We start from the raw sequence: 15,783 nt of genomic DNA, 5'->3' as shown, positions 1-15,783 counted from the left end.
TCTTCCACTCCGGAAGAGAGCCCCTTTTCTTTTAACCATCGACGCGTTGCCAGCGCGTAGCTGAGCCAGGATTCTGTTGCGGACGCCGGAGAGCGAGAACATGCTTCCCCGACACACAACTAGCTTCTGTTAGAGCTCCTTGAGAGTCTCCGCGGCCTGCTCTGCCCACTGTCGCCACTGTTCGGCCTGCTCCCGAGCCTTGGCGGCCTGAGAAGTCTTGCCCTTCGCCTCGAGTTCGGCGGCCTTCTGCTCAAACTCCGCTGCGCGGTCGGCGAACTGCTGGACGCGAGCCTGTGCTTCGGGGTCGGTACGGCGCCACTGCGAATCGGCAGCATCGGAGACGCGCTTTTCCAGTGCGCCAATGCGGTTTTCATACTCACGCACACGACCACGCGGCACAAAGCCGATGGCCTCCCATTTCTCCTGCAACTGGCGCAGTTCGTTGCGAGCGTGATCGAGGCCCTTGGACGGATCAATGCGGTCTTCGTATTCAGCCAGCAGTGCGTCCTTGGCCGCAGCGTTTTCCTCGAACTCCCTGTCTCGAGCTTCGTTGACCGCGTTGCGAGCACCAAAGAACTCATCCTGGGCGGCCTTGAACTGCGCCCACAGCTTGTCATCGACCTCGCGTGGGGCTCGACCAGCGGCCTTCCACTCAGCCATCAGGTCACGGAAGGCAGCAGCGGTACCACCCCAATCAGTGGAGGTCTTCAGGGCCTCAGCTCGCTCAATGATGTCCTCCTTAACGCGGCGAGCAGCCGCACGGTTGCGGTCCAGTTCCGCAAAATGGGCACCGCGGCGGCGGTTGAAAGAATCACGCGCGCGGGAGTAACGGCGCCAGAGCTGATCATCAGTTTTGCGGTCGATGCCGCGAATCTGCTTCCACTCTGTGAGAATTTCGCGGATACGGTCGCCGGCGACCTTCCACTCGGTGGAGTTCTCTGCGAGCTCTTCGGCCTCTGCGGCGAGCTCTTCCTTACGTGCGATGGCGTTCTTACGGCGCTCTGCCTTGTCGTGAGCGACTTTTTCCTCTGCGACGTGGGAGGTGGCAATGACCTCTGCAAGGCGCTTATCCAGCGCATCGATATCGCCGAGGACCGTGGCGGTGGCAAGGCTCTCACGCAGTTCAACTGCGTTGTGAGAAATGGTCTTTGCCTCCTGCGGGTGGGAGACTACACGAGATTCCAGTAGCTCGACCTCGGTGGCCAGATCCTCGTAGCGCTTGCCGTAGTGGGCATAACCCTCTTCTACGGTGCCAGCCTGCCAGGAGCCAATATTGCGTTCGCCGGCGCTGGTGACCAGCCAAACAGTGCCGTCTTCGTCAATGCGGCCAAACTTCTTTGGATCATTGTGGACGGCATGTGCCACAGCGGCCGACCCCGCAGGCGCTGGAGTAGCTCCAGGGGCCTTACGATGAGCCGGCATTGAGCCTGGTCGAGGTCCCGGACGTGGACCCGGGCGTGGACCTGGCTTAGGGGAATTGCTGGTACCGGTCATAGTGGGTAAACCTCTTCCAATCTTCATGCAGAACTGCCGCGCGACACGGCTGCCATCAAACACTTACGGTATGTGCTCGAGTATCCCAAAAATTTTGGCACAGCGCGCGTAACACCGCCGGATTAAGGCATCGACTAGCCCCTCACGGTAGCGTTGAGGACGTGAATTCGCGTTTGCCTCGGCTTGTTATCGTTCCGCGTGCGCTCCTCATCGTCGAGGAGCTGGGTGGTTTTGCACCTATCGCCACGGAATTGCGCCGTCATGCCCGTGAAACCGTCGCGACGCTGTGGACAGATGACGAACCCGGGGAGCCCGGCGCGGTCGCTATTATCACTGGCAGGATGCAGGCGAAGTCCCCGCACCAGACCAGCGCACCCGGCAGTTTTTCTCCGTATGGGGTTGATGTCACGGTGTCAGGCGGAACCGAATTACCTGAGCTGCTGGGACGCTGGCTTATCGAAGACTACGCGCGACGGAATTCTGAAGGACCCACTGGCCGCGTCATTCAGGCAACGTGCTTCGACTCTATCGCTGAGGCACTCGCTGCCGGTCACACGCGTCTGCTTGTGCTTGCCGACGGCGCATTCGGCCTTGCGGACGATTCCCCGGTCGGCGTAATTGAAGGTGCAGCGGAGGTTGATGCGCTGTGCAGTCTGATTGCTGGTCAGGACTGCTCAAGTATTAACGTGGAAAATATTGTGTTTCCAGCTCCCGGCGCGTACGCAGCCGAGTTATGGCAGCAGCTGAGTAAAGCTGCTGAAAGCTGGAAGGGGTCTGGAATGACCGTCGTAAAGCGTTCTTACTATGACAGGGCGCCTTATGGAATCGGCTACCACGTGGCCAGCTGGCGGTGTGTTGCGAAGTAAGAGCGCGCGTTTTTAGTTTTTGTGCAGGAGTGTGAACTGGGTAGTGACGGCTTTCGAGAGTGAGAGCTTGCCGGTGCCGATTGCGGTGGTAGGGCCGACGGCGTCGGGAAAGTCGGATTTGGGGCTGGTACTTGCGGAGCAGCTTGGCGGTGAGGTCGTCAATGTTGATTCGATGCAGCTCTATCGAGGAATGGATATCGGAACAGCGAAGCTGTCGGTGGACCAGCGGCGGGGGATTCCGCACCACCAACTCGATGTGCTGAACGTGACGCAGCCGGCGAGTGTGGCGACGTATCAGCGTGAGGCGGTAGCGGATGTTGAGGCCATTAGCGCGCGGGGGAAAGTCCCCATCCTTGTCGGCGGGTCGATGATGTATGTGCAGGCGTTGGTGGACGACTGGCAGTTCCCACCTACGGACCCTGAAGTACGTACGAAGTGGGAGACAGTGCAGGACGAGATCGGTCCGGCGGCGTTGCATGATCGGCTGGCAGAGATTGATCCGGATGCGGCGGCAATTATTGAGACCAATGACCCGCGGCGCACCGTCCGCGCCCTGGAGGTCATCGAGCTCACGGGCAAACCTTTTGCAGCGTCGAAGCCGTCGATTGATAAGCCACCGCGGTGGAACACTCGCATATTGGGGTTGCGCACGCAGGCGGAATGGCTAAATCCGCGGATTGAACAGCGTACGCGGGGCATGTTTGCCGCTGGCCTGGTGGAAGAAACTGAGAGTTTGATTGCGCAAGGGTTGCGCGAAGGTGTGACCGCTAGTCGCGCGATCGGCTATGCGCAGGTGCTGGACTACTTCGATGGGGTTTACGACCTGGATACGGCTTGTGAACGCACGATTACTGGTACGCGCAGGTATGTGCGACGTCAGCGCTCCTGGTTCAACCGTGATCATCGGATCATGTGGCTAGACGCTGCCGGTGACGTGCCGGGACAGGCGTTTTCCGCACTTGGTCTGTAAGAGATTCGGACCTCCCGCTAGCATCAAGGGCATGGTTTCATTTGCCAAAGGCCACGGTACGCAAAACGATTTCTTGATTTTTCCAGATGATTTGGTGTCGATTGATTTGACCGAATCACTGGTCGCAGCAGTGTGCGATCGACAGCGAGGTCTTGGCGCTGACGGCGTCCTGCGGGTTGCCCGTGCGGGGAAACTCGTCGATGCCGGTGTTTTGGCGGCATTGCCGGAGGGCGTTAAAGCCGACGATTGGTTTATGGACTACCGGAATAGTGACGGTTCTATTGCCGAGATGTGCGGGAATGGTGTCCGCGTCTTTGCACACTATATTGCCGCGATTCACAGCCCGGACAGTGTCGTCGACGGAACTTTGCGGGTGGGCACTCGAGCAGGGCTGCGCGCTGTTTCGATTGATGAGCTCAGCCGCAGGCACGCGGTCGTTGGGGTGGATATGGGCCAGCCGGAAGTCCTCGGCCTCGCTACTGCGTTCATTGGTTCGGGCAACAATGCCCAGAAATTCGCCGGGATTGGTGTCGACGTGGGAAATCCGCATTTGGCCTGCGTCATGCCTGGCCTAAATGCCGCCGCTCTGGCGGAGCTGGAATTGGAAGCGGCGGGTAGTGTCGCGAAGCCAGTGCGTGCCGACGAAGCCATGTTCCCGAACGGCCTCAATGTGGAAATTGTCACCCCGCTGGATGCCTCTGATTCGGTGTCCATGCGAGTAATTGAACGTGGAGTTGGTGAGACCCGCTCGTGTGGCACCGGTACGGTTGCGGCAGCTATTGCCGCGCTGGCCGATGCCGGCCGGATTGAGGGGGCTGTGACAGTCAAGGTGCCCGGCGGTGTGGTGACTGTGGATGTCCACAAGGCCAGCAATGCGGATGGGGACTTCTCGGCGACCTTGACCGGGCCGAGCGTGATTCACACGCTCGGCGATATTGAGCTGGAAGCCCTGTGACTGGTAGCTAGTGCTGCAGGAGCACTAGCGGGGTAGTGGAAGCGGTGGGGAATCAGCGGACTAGTGTCCGCCGCAGCCACCGTCGCCACAACCACAGCCGCCATCGCCACAGCCGCCTCCGCAACCTTGAGGCGGAATGATCTCACCGGTCAGTGAGAAAGTACCGGAAACGACCATGCCTGGCTGGGGAGCTTCGTCGCCGCCGGGGACAAGTACGTCCATAGGAGTCGGCAGAGCAAGGTTGAGCACCCAGAACTTCTTGCCGGTTAGCTCATTGACATGCTTGCGGGAGTTATTGATAACACCAGCCAGTTTCACGGTTGCGCTAGGCGATGCCTTCCCGACCTGATCTCCGACAATTGCCTTAGCACCTTCGAAGTCCAATGTTGTCGGGATTGCCCCGGTGCGCTTCTCGTACTCTTCGATGGATGCGTCGAGGGTGAAATCAGTTGCTAGAGCTGATAGCGCGACATGCTCAAAAGTCTGAGTTCCGGCATCAACAATCATTGGCCCCTGTGACAGCAGGCAGGTAGCGACCTCGATGACCTTGTCAAAGTTATCCGAGGAGGGATCATCCTCGACGATTTCCACGAGCGCCAAGACATCGTCCACGCTGGATACATGGGCAGTGACGGTCGGGCTGCCCGCGAAGCCGGCGTAGGTAGAAAATGGTTCAACACCCAGGATGTGCAGACGCGCACCAGAGGAATCTTCGAAACGGACCAGCTGGCCACCGCGGACCTCGCCGATGACCGACAGATTGTCACTGGCAATCGCGGCTTCCATCGCGTCTCGCCAGCTGGGGTAGTCCATGCCAATGCTTCGCAAGTCAGTAGTCATACTTTTCGATGATACTTCCCATATCTTCATCTGCGAACTAACGAATCGCACGTGAGCACATTGTGCTCTGGGGTACCTAGAACCATTCCTCCACGCCGCGGCAACTATTCGGATGGGACTAACAATTCTGCCACGCTAAATAGGCAAATATTAAGTGTGGCATAAATAACTTTCCTTAGGTGTGCCCGGTTTATTCCATTTAGGCATGCCTAAGAGTAAGCTCATCTCCGTAAACACGATTTGCTTAGCTTAATTCTTATCTATATAAGCGAGGTTTCTCATGCTCGGATTGCGGTCTCGAAAACAGTCGGATGACATTCAGTCGCTTGCCGACGTCCCGGTGGGGGTAACCGTCACTCTGGGAGCGTCGCATGTGGATGAGCGCCTGTGCCGCAGGCTTTCGCAACTGGGGCTTCGCCCTGGAATGAGTGTCACTGTGGGACGGAGCACCAGCGGCGGTGGGCGAATCGTCCATGCTGGCGCAACGCGCTACGCCATCGATGCCAGCACGCTGCACAAGATGTCCGTCGTGGGTTAGGTCCCCTACATCTCTTTTCTCACCTCCCTCCTGAAAGTAAACAATGACAACACCTACGGATTCCTCAACGCGAAAATTCGCATCCACGCCCAGCTGCCATGCATGCAGTGGCGGAGCACCAGCAAAGGATGGTGCACCTGTTGTCGCAGTAGTCGGCGCACCGAACTCCGGTAAGTCAACACTGTTCAATAGTTTGACTGGTGCGAAAGCGCAGATGGGCAATTGGCCTGGTACGACCGTAGAGGTCAGCCGCGGCGCGTGGAAGACCGATGCCGCTGAGTACGATGTCATCGATTTCCCGGGTGCCTACTCGCTGGATGCCATGAGTCCGGACGAAGAGCTCACTCGCGAGATGCTCATCGAGAAACCGGAAGAAGAACGCCCGGATCTCGTCGTTGTCGTTGTCGACGCCACGGCACTGGGCCGTGGTCTCTACATGGCCGCGGAATTGGCGGAACAGGCCCAGCGCATCGTTCTGGCTCTGACCAAAATAGATGTTGCCAAGGCCAAGGGCATCGATGTGAATCCGGACGCATTGCAGTCAGCTATGGGGATGCCGGTGGTAGCGCTGGATCCCCGTCGTAAAGCGGGAATGGCGCGGTTGGCCGACGCGGTAGCAGCGGCTCTGGACGGATGTAGTTCGGTGTCGTCACCGATTCGCCAGGTCGATGGCGAATCGATTGAACGCCTGGACGACGCACGCTTTGCCGCGATTGATGCGGCGGTTGCGGCATCTACGGGCGGGGTGGAAGATCGCCAGACTTTCTCCGACCGCATTGATAACGTGGTTCTTCACCCGGTGCTCGGACCGATTGTGTTCCTGGCAGTTATGTGGGCAGTCTTCCAAATCACGACGACGGTAGCAGCACCGTTGCAGGACGGTTTGGAAACCCTTATTACCGGTAATTTCGCAGATTTGGTTACCCGTGGATTAGAAGCGGTGGGATGGGACCATCCGATTGTCACCGGGCTGCTTGTAAACGGCATCATCGGTGGTGTCGGCATGGTGCTGACCTTCGTTCCGCTGATGGCACTCATGTTCCTGTGCCTCGCAGTACTCGAGGATTCAGGGTATATGGCGCGTGCAGCCGTGGTGGCTGACCGTGTCATGCGTGCAATTGGTCTTCCGGGTAAGGCATTTATTCCGCTCATTGTTGGCTTTGGTTGTAACGTGCCAGCGATTTCGGCAACACGTGTGCTGAGTAATCCGCGCCACCGCATTTTGACGGCTCTACTGGTTCCGTTTACCTCCTGCTCGGCGCGCCTAACCGTGTATGTCATGTTGGGTGCGGTGTTCTTCCCGGAACACGCGGGCACAGTCGTCTTCGCTATGTACGTGATCTCGATTCTGCTGATCGTTCTGACCGGCCTTGCACTGCGTAAGACCCTGTGGCGCACCATGCCGTCGGAACCGCTGGTCATTGACCTGCCAACCTACCAGCTTCCGACCGCGCGGCTGGCACTATCTGTGATGTGGATGCGTCTGAAGGGCTTCCTGCAGACCGCTAGTGGAATCATCGTCAGCACCGTCATCGTCGTATGGCTACTGATGTCTATTCCGGTTGTCTCCGGGCACTCCTTTGCCGATGAAGACCTGGCACCGCAGGACTCCGCATACGGTGCAGTCAGCGAAACTATTGCTCCTGTGTTTAACCCGGCAGGTTTCGGTACATGGTCTCTGACAGGTCCGTTGGTGACGGGCTTTGTGGCCAAGGAAGCCGTCATTTCTACCTGGGCACAGACCTATGCAGTGGAGGACGTCACCGACTCCAATTCGAGCGAACAGGCCTCCAGCCCGCTCGCGGAGAATATTCGACGTGACTTTGACAATGCATCCGATGGACACGGATTGGCAGCAGTCTGGGCCTACATGATCTTCCTGCTGGCTTACACACCGTGCGTGGCTACGCTCGCGGCACAACGTCGAGAGATCGGCTTGAAGTGGACGGGCTTCGGTTTGCTAGCGCAGCTGGTCGTTGCATGGGCACTGGCCGTGATTGTTTTCCAAGGGTTGAAGCTGTTCCTGTAAAGCCTCGTCGATTCCTAGTAGCTTCGGCAAAGCTACTAAGTCACACTTGCGAACTAGAAATCAGATCCAACAAGAATCGCGATACGGAAAGGAGCTATCGCCGTGGGACTCTTTAGAGCCAGGAAGAATACGACGGTTACTCGTCGGCCTTCAGAAGCCGTTCAAGATGCAATTGCGCAGGGCATTAGCTCCCGACGCAAGATTTGCGAAATCACTGGCCTGCAGCGAGCAACGGTAGACCTCATCCTTGACCGCATGGAACACACCGGCCAACTGCGCCGAGAATCCCTCGGTGGCATGTGCCCAGGCGGAGGTTGTTCCAACTGTGGAATGTCCGACAGTGGTACGTGTGCTGGCGGTAGTTCTAATAGTGGTCCGGTCGCACTGGTTCTGACACGCAGGCCACCTTCTGCAGCCTAAGTCTTGAGCTTCGGCTCGGTATTCTCCGCACACAATGCGGAGAATTTGGCTTGTCATGCGACAATAGCAGCTAGTATGACGAATTTTTCCAACAACTTTGATGAGGTCAGCGGCGAAACGTCGCAGCAAGCTCGCACCTCGCACGAGATGGACGATTTTTTCATCGACGCTAATGATGCTGGCGAAAACGCTGATAGTGCCTCCGGGGATGCGTTCGCAACGAACGTCGGCACGCAAAGGGAACCTACCGTCGGTGATTTGGATCTGGAGGCGCGTTCCTCTCTGCGCCGGCTGACCAGGTCAGTAGCACATACTGAGTCTGAAGAAGTGATGGTCGAGTACCGTCAGCTCCGACTGGAACGCGTTGTGCTGCTCGGTGTCTGGACATCCGGGACCCTGCAGGAAGCCGAAGTGGCGATGGAGGAGCTCGCCGCACTGGCAGAGACTGCAGGTTCGGAAGTTTTAGAGATGGTGCTGCAGCGTCGCGATAAGCCGGACCCTGGTACTTACGTGGGATCCGGCAAGCTCAACGAGCTTCGCGATATTGTCGCCTCTACCGGCGCAGATACAGTTATTTGCGACGGTGAGCTGTCTCCCGGCCAGTTGGTGGCGCTGGAGGATCGCCTTGACGCCAAGGTTATTGACCGCACCATGCTGATTCTGGATATCTTTGCTCAGCACGCGAAGTCCAAGGAGGGCAAGGCGCAGGTCTCGCTGGCACAAATGCAGTACCTGTACACGCGTCTGCGCGGCTGGGGCGGCAACCTATCGCGTCAGGCTGGTGGTCGCGCGGGCTCCAACGGCGGCGTGGGTCTGCGTGGTCCGGGTGAAACTAAGATCGAAACCGATCGTCAGCGCCTACGCCAAGATATGGCGCGAATCCGCAAGGAATTAGCTGGCATGAAGACTGCGCGTGAGATCAAGCGCGCACGTCGTAAGGCTGGACACCTGCCGCGCGTGGCAATTGTCGGCTACACCAACGCGGGTAAATCTTCGTTGCTCAACGCACTGACAGGCGCTGGTGTGCTGGTGGAAGACGCGCTGTTTGCGACGCTGGACCCGACGACTCGTCGCACCAAGCTTCGCGACGGTCGCACGGTGATTATGACCGATACGGTCGGATTTGTTCGCCACTTGCCGACGCAGCTCATTGAAGCTTTTCGCTCGACCTTGGAAGAGGTGCTCGAAGCCGACGTCATCATGCACGTCGTAGACTCCTCTGACCCATTCCCGCTGGAGCAGATTAAGGCTGTCAACAAAGTCATCAACGAAATCGCGGAGGAAGAAAAGGCCGAGATTCCGCCCGAGCTGTTGGTAGTCAACAAGGTGGACAAGGCCGATGGCATCACTCTGGCGCAACTGCGCCACCAGCTCGATGATGCGGTCTTTGTCTCTGCGCGAACGGGTGAGGGGATCGGTGAACTGGAGACCCGACTCGAGCTTGCACTCAATGAGCTGGAGTCTCACGTCCACATGTTGATCCCCTATGACAAGGGCAATATTGTCTCCACGCTCCACGAAGATGCGACCGTGCTGTCGGAGACATGGACAGAGCAAGGCACCCAGATGGATGTGCGTTTGCCCACTAGCCTCGCGGATGAACTGTCGGCATACCACATCGAACCTGCAGAGAATACTGACTTCTCGGCCGACGCGAATGAGGATAGTAGCAACGACGGCTAGTCGGAATAGGGCGAGCGGAGTTGGAATAGGGAGAGCGACAAAGAGCTCCGGCAGTCCTGGGTTTAATGCTGTATCCGTGGCGTGATCTGCGGTGGGCATCCACTAGCATTACAACCATGAATTCTACTTCTGACACGGAGACCCAACAGGGAACCTCCGCAAATCCGCCTGCTGAAAACGCCGAACGTGGCCGTCTTTTCGGTTGGGATATTCACGGTGACGGTCGAAAGATTGCACCGGGAGCCGTGGTGGCTCCCAACGAACGCCTCGATTGGCCTCGTACAATTGGCATTGGCGCACAGCACGTCATTGCCATGTTTGGTGCAACTCTTCTGGTGCCGCTGTTGACTGGTTTCCCAGTCAATACCACACTGCTGTTCTCGGGTATCGGCACGATTGTCTTCCTGCTAATCACCCGAAATCGCTTGCCCTCTTACCTGGGCTCGTCGTTTGCCTTCATCGCACCACTGACCGCGACACAGGCGCAGGGTATTGGTGTTCAGCTCGGTGTCGTGCTCTGCGCCGGCATCGCGCTCATGCTCGTTGGCTACGTTGTAAAGTTCGCCGGCAAGCGTGTCCTCGATGCAGTGATGCCCCCTGCAGTAACCGGTGCCATCGTCGCTCTCATCGGACTTAACCTGGCGCCTGCTGCCACGGAGAACTTCGCCACTCAGCCGTTGGTCGCATTTGTCACGATGGCATCCATTGTCTTCGCAACCGTCGCTGGCCGCGGTATGGTCAGCCGTCTGGGTGTCCTTATCGGCGTACTAATCGGTTGGGTCTTCGCCGCTGCCACTGGAAATCTCTCGCCCGAGGCTACAGAAACGGTCGGCAATGCCGCCTGGATTGGTCTGCCCGCATTCCACGCGCCGGAGTTCCACTTCAATGCGATGCTGATTGGTCTGCCCGTCATCGTAGTACTCATCGCAGAGAATGTCGGTCACGTCAAGGCTGTTGCTGCCATGACCGGCCGAAACCTCGATGACATCGCTGGCGATGCTCTTATTGCAGACGGTCTAGCCACCACCATCGCCGGTTCAGCTGGTGGTTCTGGTACCACTACCTACGCTGAAAATATCGGTGTTATGGCCGCTACCCGTGTCTATTCGACCGCAGCTTACTGGGTGGCAGCTTTCACCGCCATTGCACTGGCTTTCATTCCAAAGTTCGGCGCACTCATCTTGACCATTCCTACTGGCGTGCTCGGTGGGGCAACGATGGTGCTCTACGGCCTGATCGGTTTGCTCGGTGTGCGCATCTGGATGGACGAAAAGGTCGACTTCAACAACCCGGTTAATCTCACCGCTGCCGCCACCGCGCTGATCGCGGGTATCGGTAACCTCACCCTCGACATTGGTTCGCTGACGCTGGAGGGCATTGCTTGGGGGTCGGTCGGCATTATTATCGGCTATCCAATTTTGAACTGGCTCTACAACCGCATCGGCGAGAACCGCTCGTAGGCCACCCGTCCAGGGCAGAATCTCGCACGAATGCTTAACGACGGAACCACGTGACCGTTGCCACAATGTTTCGTCGTTAAGCTGATTGCTTTTAATCGCTCAGATCTTGGGCGATGAGTTCGGCGATTTTCTCTACCGCAACCGCGTTGCTACTGGTCACAGTGACTTCATCGCCGAATTCGGCACCGAGTGCCATGAGCATCAACGAGGATGAAGCATCGGCCGGTTCGTTGTCGGGCTCGTCTGAGTCAAGGAGCTCGACCAGAATTTCTTCCTGAAAACGGGAGGCACGCTCAGCGATGACCGTTGCAGGGCGGGCATGAATACCCACCTTGGAGCCGACGTGGACATGTTGAGTAACCATGCGAGCGGCATCCTGCCTTTCTGCTTCTCGATTTCCTCGATGCCATTTCTGAGCTTAATAGGTTGCCCGGATGGGTTGGGGAATGTTTGCTGAAAATCGTAGAAATGCTCGTTGGGATGAACCAGCCGGTGCGGTAAAAACTACGCTTCCGCTGAAATGTCTGCTTCTAGGTTTTGATTATCGGTGCTGACTTGCCGCGGCCACAGGCTTTTAGCTGCCACAACGAGAATTGCTGCCACTATGCTGCCCAAGACGATTGCAGCAAGCCATGCGACAGGGTTGTCGATTGCAAACAGCACAAAAATACCTCCGTGCGGAACACGTGTGGCCGCACCCAAAGCCATTGAGGTGCCACCGGTGACGGCACCGCCAATCACAATCGACGGAATCACACGTAGCGGATCTGCGGCGGCGAAGGGAATCACTCCCTCTGAAATGAAGGCCGCACCGAGCACCCAGCCCGCTTTGCCGTTTTGACGCTCCGCCGAACTGAACAGCTTTGGTCGGAGTACAACTGCCAGAGATGTAGCCAATGGAGGTACCATGCCCGCCGCCATCACAGCGGCCATGACCTTCCATGATGCGGGATCTGCTGAGGCGATGTTTGCGACGGCAAAAAGATAAGCAGCCTTGTTGATCATTCCGCCCATATCCACGCACATCATTGCGCCGAGAAGACCACCGAACAGGAACGCCGCCGTCGTATCCAGTGATTGCAGCCACTGCTGCAGAGCCGTCATCAGCCACGCCAGCGGCATCCCGAGCAGCAGGTACATGGTGAGCCCAACGGCCATAGCTCCGAGCATAGGAATCACGACAACCGGCATCAGCGGTCGCAGCCAGTCCGGGACTTTCATCCTCAACAGTAGGGCTACAACTAGTCCCGCCAGGATGCCTGTCACCAGGCCCCCAAGGAAGCCGGCGCCAACCGTGACCGCGATGGCACCGCCAATAAAGCCTGGTGCAATGCCGGCTCTGCCAGCCATGCCAAAGGCGATATAAGCACTCATTACAGCCACAATGACCTGCATGCCGTGGTTGCCAATGGCAAAAAGCGCGGAGCCGAGATACAGCCACAGCCCACTACGATCGATTAGCACGGTGCCGAGATCTTTTGTCGGCACAGCAATCGGGGCATCGAGTCCGATAATCTCCGGCAGCCGCAAATCCCTAGTCACGGCGTCAGCTACTACACCAACCTGATGACCGCCGACGAGGAATCCCAGCGCAATCAACAACCCCGATGCGGCCACGAACGGCACCATATAGCTGACACCGGTCATAATGGCATCACGAACCCAGTGTCCGAAGGCTTTGTCACCGCCTAACGATGATTTATGTGCCCCCACCTTCGTAGTTGCTTGTACCCTCTCAGATGAAGGGTCCGCGCCTGTAGTACCGGTTTGCGAACCGGCCTCCTTGTCGTGGTCATCTTTAGGTTGCGGCGCCTTTCGGTCGTAGGCGCGAACCCGTGATTGTTCTGCTTTTGCCTTCGCTTGTTCAATAACCGCAGTAGGTTCATTGACTGCCTTACGAATTGGCACTTTGACCTGTGGTTTATCGCTGAAGCGCTTAAGCCCCGTAACCCCAATATCGGCTGCGATTACTAGAACGTCGGCCCGGACAATTGCCTCTGCGGGGGCTTCCTGGGTTCCTGCCGAGCCCTGCGTCTCTACAGTTAGTGTGACATCAGACATGCTTTCTGCCGCGCCAGTAAGCGCTTCGGCTGCCAAATAAGTGTGCGCGATGCCCGTGGGGCAGGCCGTGATGGCGACGATATTGGTCTTCGCCGGAGGTTTTTTCGCTTTCCGACGAGGCGCTTTGGTGACGTGCTCGCTAATGATCCGGGCAGTCTCTTCATCGCTTTCAGCACCGCGAAGAGCTGCGCGAAACCCCTTATCGCGAAGTGCTTTTGCGAGTGCGGCCAGAATATCGACGTGGACATCGCTGTTACTAGATGGGACACCAATGAAAAAGAGCAGGTCCGCCGGCCCATCTGGTGTGGTGAATTCTGTAGCGCTGGTTAAGCGGGCAAACATCAGGGTCGGCTTCGACCAGTCCTCATGGCGGCAGTGGGGGATGGCTATCCCTCCCGACAGACCTGTCGGGGCCTTCTCTTCGCGTTCGAGGGCTGCTGCGACGATGCCGTTGCTGTCGGTGGCGCGGCCGGTCTCTACAGCTTTAGCGATGAGATAGTTAAGGATCTTCTCCTTTTGCGGACCGATATCTAGGTCAAGGAACACTGTCGACTCATCGGCTAGGTCTGATGCAATAGCGGAAAAATCTGCCGAAGAAGACATGGTTTTCTAATGCTCCTTATCTAGGCATCGAAAAGCTAAGTGTCGAGCTGCCATAACCGGCCGGCCTCGGGGTGAACCTGTTCTGGATAGGGGATGGTCGTACCGGGAAGACTGGTTGCCGCCGCCCCATAAGCTACGGCGGTGGTTAGTGCATCTTGGTAGCTATCACCGCGTTCGCGGGACATAACGTAGCCGGCCAAAGCACAGTCTCCAGCACCGACCGTCGACTGAGCGACTATCGAGGGGGAGGTAGCAGCGAAACAACCGCCTGACTTCACTGAAAGCACCGCCCCTGCTTCGCCGAGAGTGGCCAGGACTTCGGAAACGCCAAGCTCGTTCAGCGCACGAGCAGCCTGCGCTACGGGAAGATAGTTCCCTTCGGCTGCAGCGGCCTCAAGTTCTTCGCCGTCCTGATCAATGATTTGACCAAGTTCGTAGGCGTTCGGCTTCATCAAAAAAGGTCGCACCTTTGGAAATGCGCGAACGACCTCAGTCAGTGGGCCGTCGCTCGTATCCATAGCAACACGAATATTCGGGTTGACCGAATACACCGCCTCGGTGCATTGAACGTAAAAATCCCTGGGGACACCAGGGGGCAATGAACCTGCGAAAACTACCCACGTGGCGTGTTTAGCATGGTGGATAAGTTTCTCCAGGACACGCCTACGGTGCGCTTTCGTCAATGTCATGCCAGGGGAATTGAGCTTGGTGGTCGTCCCATCTGGCTCTGCGAGTGTGAGATTAACGCGGGCTTCGTTAGTCGTGTTGATGGCTTCATGGGGTATGCCAGAGACTTCCAACAGGCGCGTGAATTTTCCGGAGTCCGATGCCGGGTAGAGCGCGAGCGTCTTTTCTCCGGCGTAGTGCAACGCCTTGGACACATTAATTCCCTTGCCACCAGCCATGTCCTCAGCCATTGGTAGGCGGAACACGCCACCTCGCTTGAGCTCCGTATCGAGTCGAGCAAGTCGATCGATTGACGGATTTACAGTCAAGGTCAGGATCATGAAGCAACCACAACCTCGACACCTTGCTCCCTGAGATCGTTGACGAACTGTTCCGGGGCAGAGGAATCTGTAATCACGACGTCGATATCTTCCAATGCTGCAAAGCTGACGAGAAAGTCGCGGCCAAGTTTCGTCGAGTCCGCCATAACGATGACCTTGCGCGCATTCGTAATCATCGCGCGCTTTACCGCCGCTTCCTGCGGATCAGCAGTAGAAAGACCGTGGTCAATTGTCAAGGCATTAGAACCAATGAAAGCGACATCGGCACGCATAACCGCGAGAGTGCGGAGTGCCGTATCGCCAGCAACCGCCTGAGTAATGACGCGAACTTGGCCGCCAAGGAGTTGAAGCTCAATGCGGTTCGATCCTGCGAGTGTGATGGCGTTGGGAAGAGAGTTTGTGACAACCGACCAACGGCGGTTATCAGGGGAGTGGACCATCAGCTCTGCAAGAGCCTCGGTGGTAGTTCCAGCATCGAGAAAAATTCCACCACCAGAGTCAGGCAGAAAATCCGCAGCACAGCGGGCAATAGAGAGCTTCGCGTCCTTTTGCGCGTTCTTTCGAGCGGCAACTGAAAACTCAACAGTCTGAAAAGAACGAGTAGCCACAGCGCCACCGTGTACGCGGTGAACTGCGCCCTCTGCATCCAACTGAGCTAGGTCACGGCGAATCGTCTCTGCTGTGACATCGAAAGCTTCCGCAAGATCAGCGACCGTCACGCGCCCTTCGACTGCTGTCAAAGACGCAATCTTCCGGCGGCGTTCCTCTGCGTACATTCCCCGCTCCTTAGCTGTTAAGAAATTTCAGCTTTACTATCTGTTCCCAGTATGCCCGTTTATGTCTGTTTCGGGCAACGA

At 57.4% G+C, this 15,783-nt stretch carries 14 protein-coding genes; 8 read left to right on the top strand and 6 right to left on the bottom strand.

Features of this window, described 5'->3' with window-relative positions:
* Window positions 1-129 precede the first annotated feature (129 nt).
* Window positions 130-1,494 (bottom strand): DUF349 domain-containing protein, encoded by a 1,365-nt coding sequence (locus AB1Z34_RS02605; RefSeq protein ID WP_101687558.1) that lies wholly within the window; start codon window positions 1,492-1,494, stop codon window positions 130-132.
* A gap of 161 nt (window positions 1,495-1,655) precedes the next feature.
* Between AB1Z34_RS02605 and AB1Z34_RS02600 the strand changes: the two genes are divergently transcribed.
* The 3 genes from AB1Z34_RS02600 to dapF all read left to right on the top strand — a co-directional run bounded on the left by AB1Z34_RS02600 (window position 1,656) and on the right by dapF (window position 4,285).
* Window positions 1,656-2,360, top strand: a complete 705-nt coding sequence (locus tag AB1Z34_RS02600; protein ID WP_224433129.1) for a hypothetical protein — start codon at window positions 1,656-1,658, stop codon at window positions 2,358-2,360.
* A 67-nt stretch (window positions 2,361-2,427) separates the two neighbouring features.
* Window positions 2,428-3,330 carry a tRNA (adenosine(37)-N6)-dimethylallyltransferase MiaA gene (gene miaA, locus AB1Z34_RS02595; protein ID WP_367157878.1) on the top strand — a complete coding sequence of 301 codons (903 nt, stop codon included), beginning with the start codon at window positions 2,428-2,430 and terminating at the stop codon, window positions 3,328-3,330.
* Between the two features lie 31 nt (window positions 3,331-3,361).
* A complete protein-coding gene (dapF, locus tag AB1Z34_RS02590) occupies window positions 3,362-4,285 on the top strand; it encodes a diaminopimelate epimerase (RefSeq protein WP_101738659.1) in 924 nt (307 codons plus the stop codon).
* A 60-nt stretch (window positions 4,286-4,345) separates the two neighbouring features.
* Here dapF and AB1Z34_RS02585 read toward each other — a convergent pair whose 3' ends face one another.
* Complete coding sequence (locus AB1Z34_RS02585; RefSeq protein WP_070827438.1) at window positions 4,346-5,125, bottom strand: hypothetical protein; 780 nt, start codon at window positions 5,123-5,125, stop codon at window positions 4,346-4,348.
* A gap of 280 nt (window positions 5,126-5,405) precedes the next feature.
* On the opposite strand from AB1Z34_RS02585, the gene AB1Z34_RS02580 reads away from it, so the two are divergent.
* From AB1Z34_RS02580 to AB1Z34_RS02560, 5 genes are all read left to right on the top strand, one after another.
* On the top strand, window positions 5,406-5,663 hold the full coding sequence (locus tag AB1Z34_RS02580) for a FeoA family protein (protein WP_016422620.1): 258 nt from the start codon (window positions 5,406-5,408) through the stop codon (window positions 5,661-5,663).
* Between the two features lie 43 nt (window positions 5,664-5,706).
* A complete protein-coding gene (gene feoB, locus AB1Z34_RS02575) occupies window positions 5,707-7,692 on the top strand; it encodes a ferrous iron transport protein B (protein WP_367157846.1) in 1,986 nt (661 codons plus the stop codon).
* Window positions 7,693-7,794: 102 nt separating this feature from the next.
* The gene (locus AB1Z34_RS02570) at window positions 7,795-8,112 is read left to right on the top strand and encodes a FeoC-like transcriptional regulator (protein WP_141739556.1); all 318 of its coding nucleotides are present in this window, start codon (window positions 7,795-7,797) and stop codon (window positions 8,110-8,112) included.
* A gap of 75 nt (window positions 8,113-8,187) precedes the next feature.
* The gene (gene hflX, locus AB1Z34_RS02565; RefSeq protein ID WP_367157845.1) at window positions 8,188-9,795 is read left to right on the top strand and encodes a GTPase HflX; all 1,608 of its coding nucleotides are present in this window, start codon (window positions 8,188-8,190) and stop codon (window positions 9,793-9,795) included.
* 116 nt (window positions 9,796-9,911) lie between these two features.
* Window positions 9,912-11,255, top strand: a complete 1,344-nt coding sequence (locus AB1Z34_RS02560) for a uracil-xanthine permease family protein (RefSeq protein ID WP_367157844.1) — start codon at window positions 9,912-9,914, stop codon at window positions 11,253-11,255.
* 91 nt (window positions 11,256-11,346) lie between these two features.
* On the opposite strand, the gene AB1Z34_RS02555 is transcribed toward AB1Z34_RS02560, so the two are convergent.
* The 4 genes from AB1Z34_RS02555 to AB1Z34_RS02540 form a co-directional block, all read right to left on the bottom strand.
* Window positions 11,347-11,619, bottom strand: a complete 273-nt coding sequence (locus AB1Z34_RS02555; protein WP_016422625.1) for an HPr family phosphocarrier protein — start codon at window positions 11,617-11,619, stop codon at window positions 11,347-11,349.
* Between the two features lie 140 nt (window positions 11,620-11,759).
* Window positions 11,760-13,919: a fructose-specific PTS transporter subunit EIIC gene (locus AB1Z34_RS02550; RefSeq protein WP_256881899.1), complete on the bottom strand. Its 2,160-nt coding sequence runs from the start codon at window positions 13,917-13,919 to the stop codon at window positions 11,760-11,762.
* Between the two features lie 35 nt (window positions 13,920-13,954).
* Window positions 13,955-14,926, bottom strand: coding sequence for a 1-phosphofructokinase family hexose kinase (locus tag AB1Z34_RS02545; protein WP_016422627.1), 972 nt, complete (start codon window positions 14,924-14,926; stop codon window positions 13,955-13,957).
* Entirely contained in the window at window positions 14,923-15,702 is a 780-nt protein-coding gene (locus tag AB1Z34_RS02540) for a DeoR/GlpR family DNA-binding transcription regulator (protein ID WP_016422628.1), read from the bottom strand. Before AB1Z34_RS02540 ends, AB1Z34_RS02545 begins: the two co-directional genes overlap by 4 nt.
* Window positions 15,703-15,783 lie beyond the last annotated feature (81 nt).

The organism is Corynebacterium sp. 045007 (genome assembly GCF_040743205.1).
Taxonomy (GTDB): Bacteria; Actinomycetota; Actinomycetes; order Mycobacteriales; family Mycobacteriaceae; genus Corynebacterium; species Corynebacterium jeikeium_D.
This window is presented reverse-complemented; position numbering and strand designations above follow the sequence as displayed.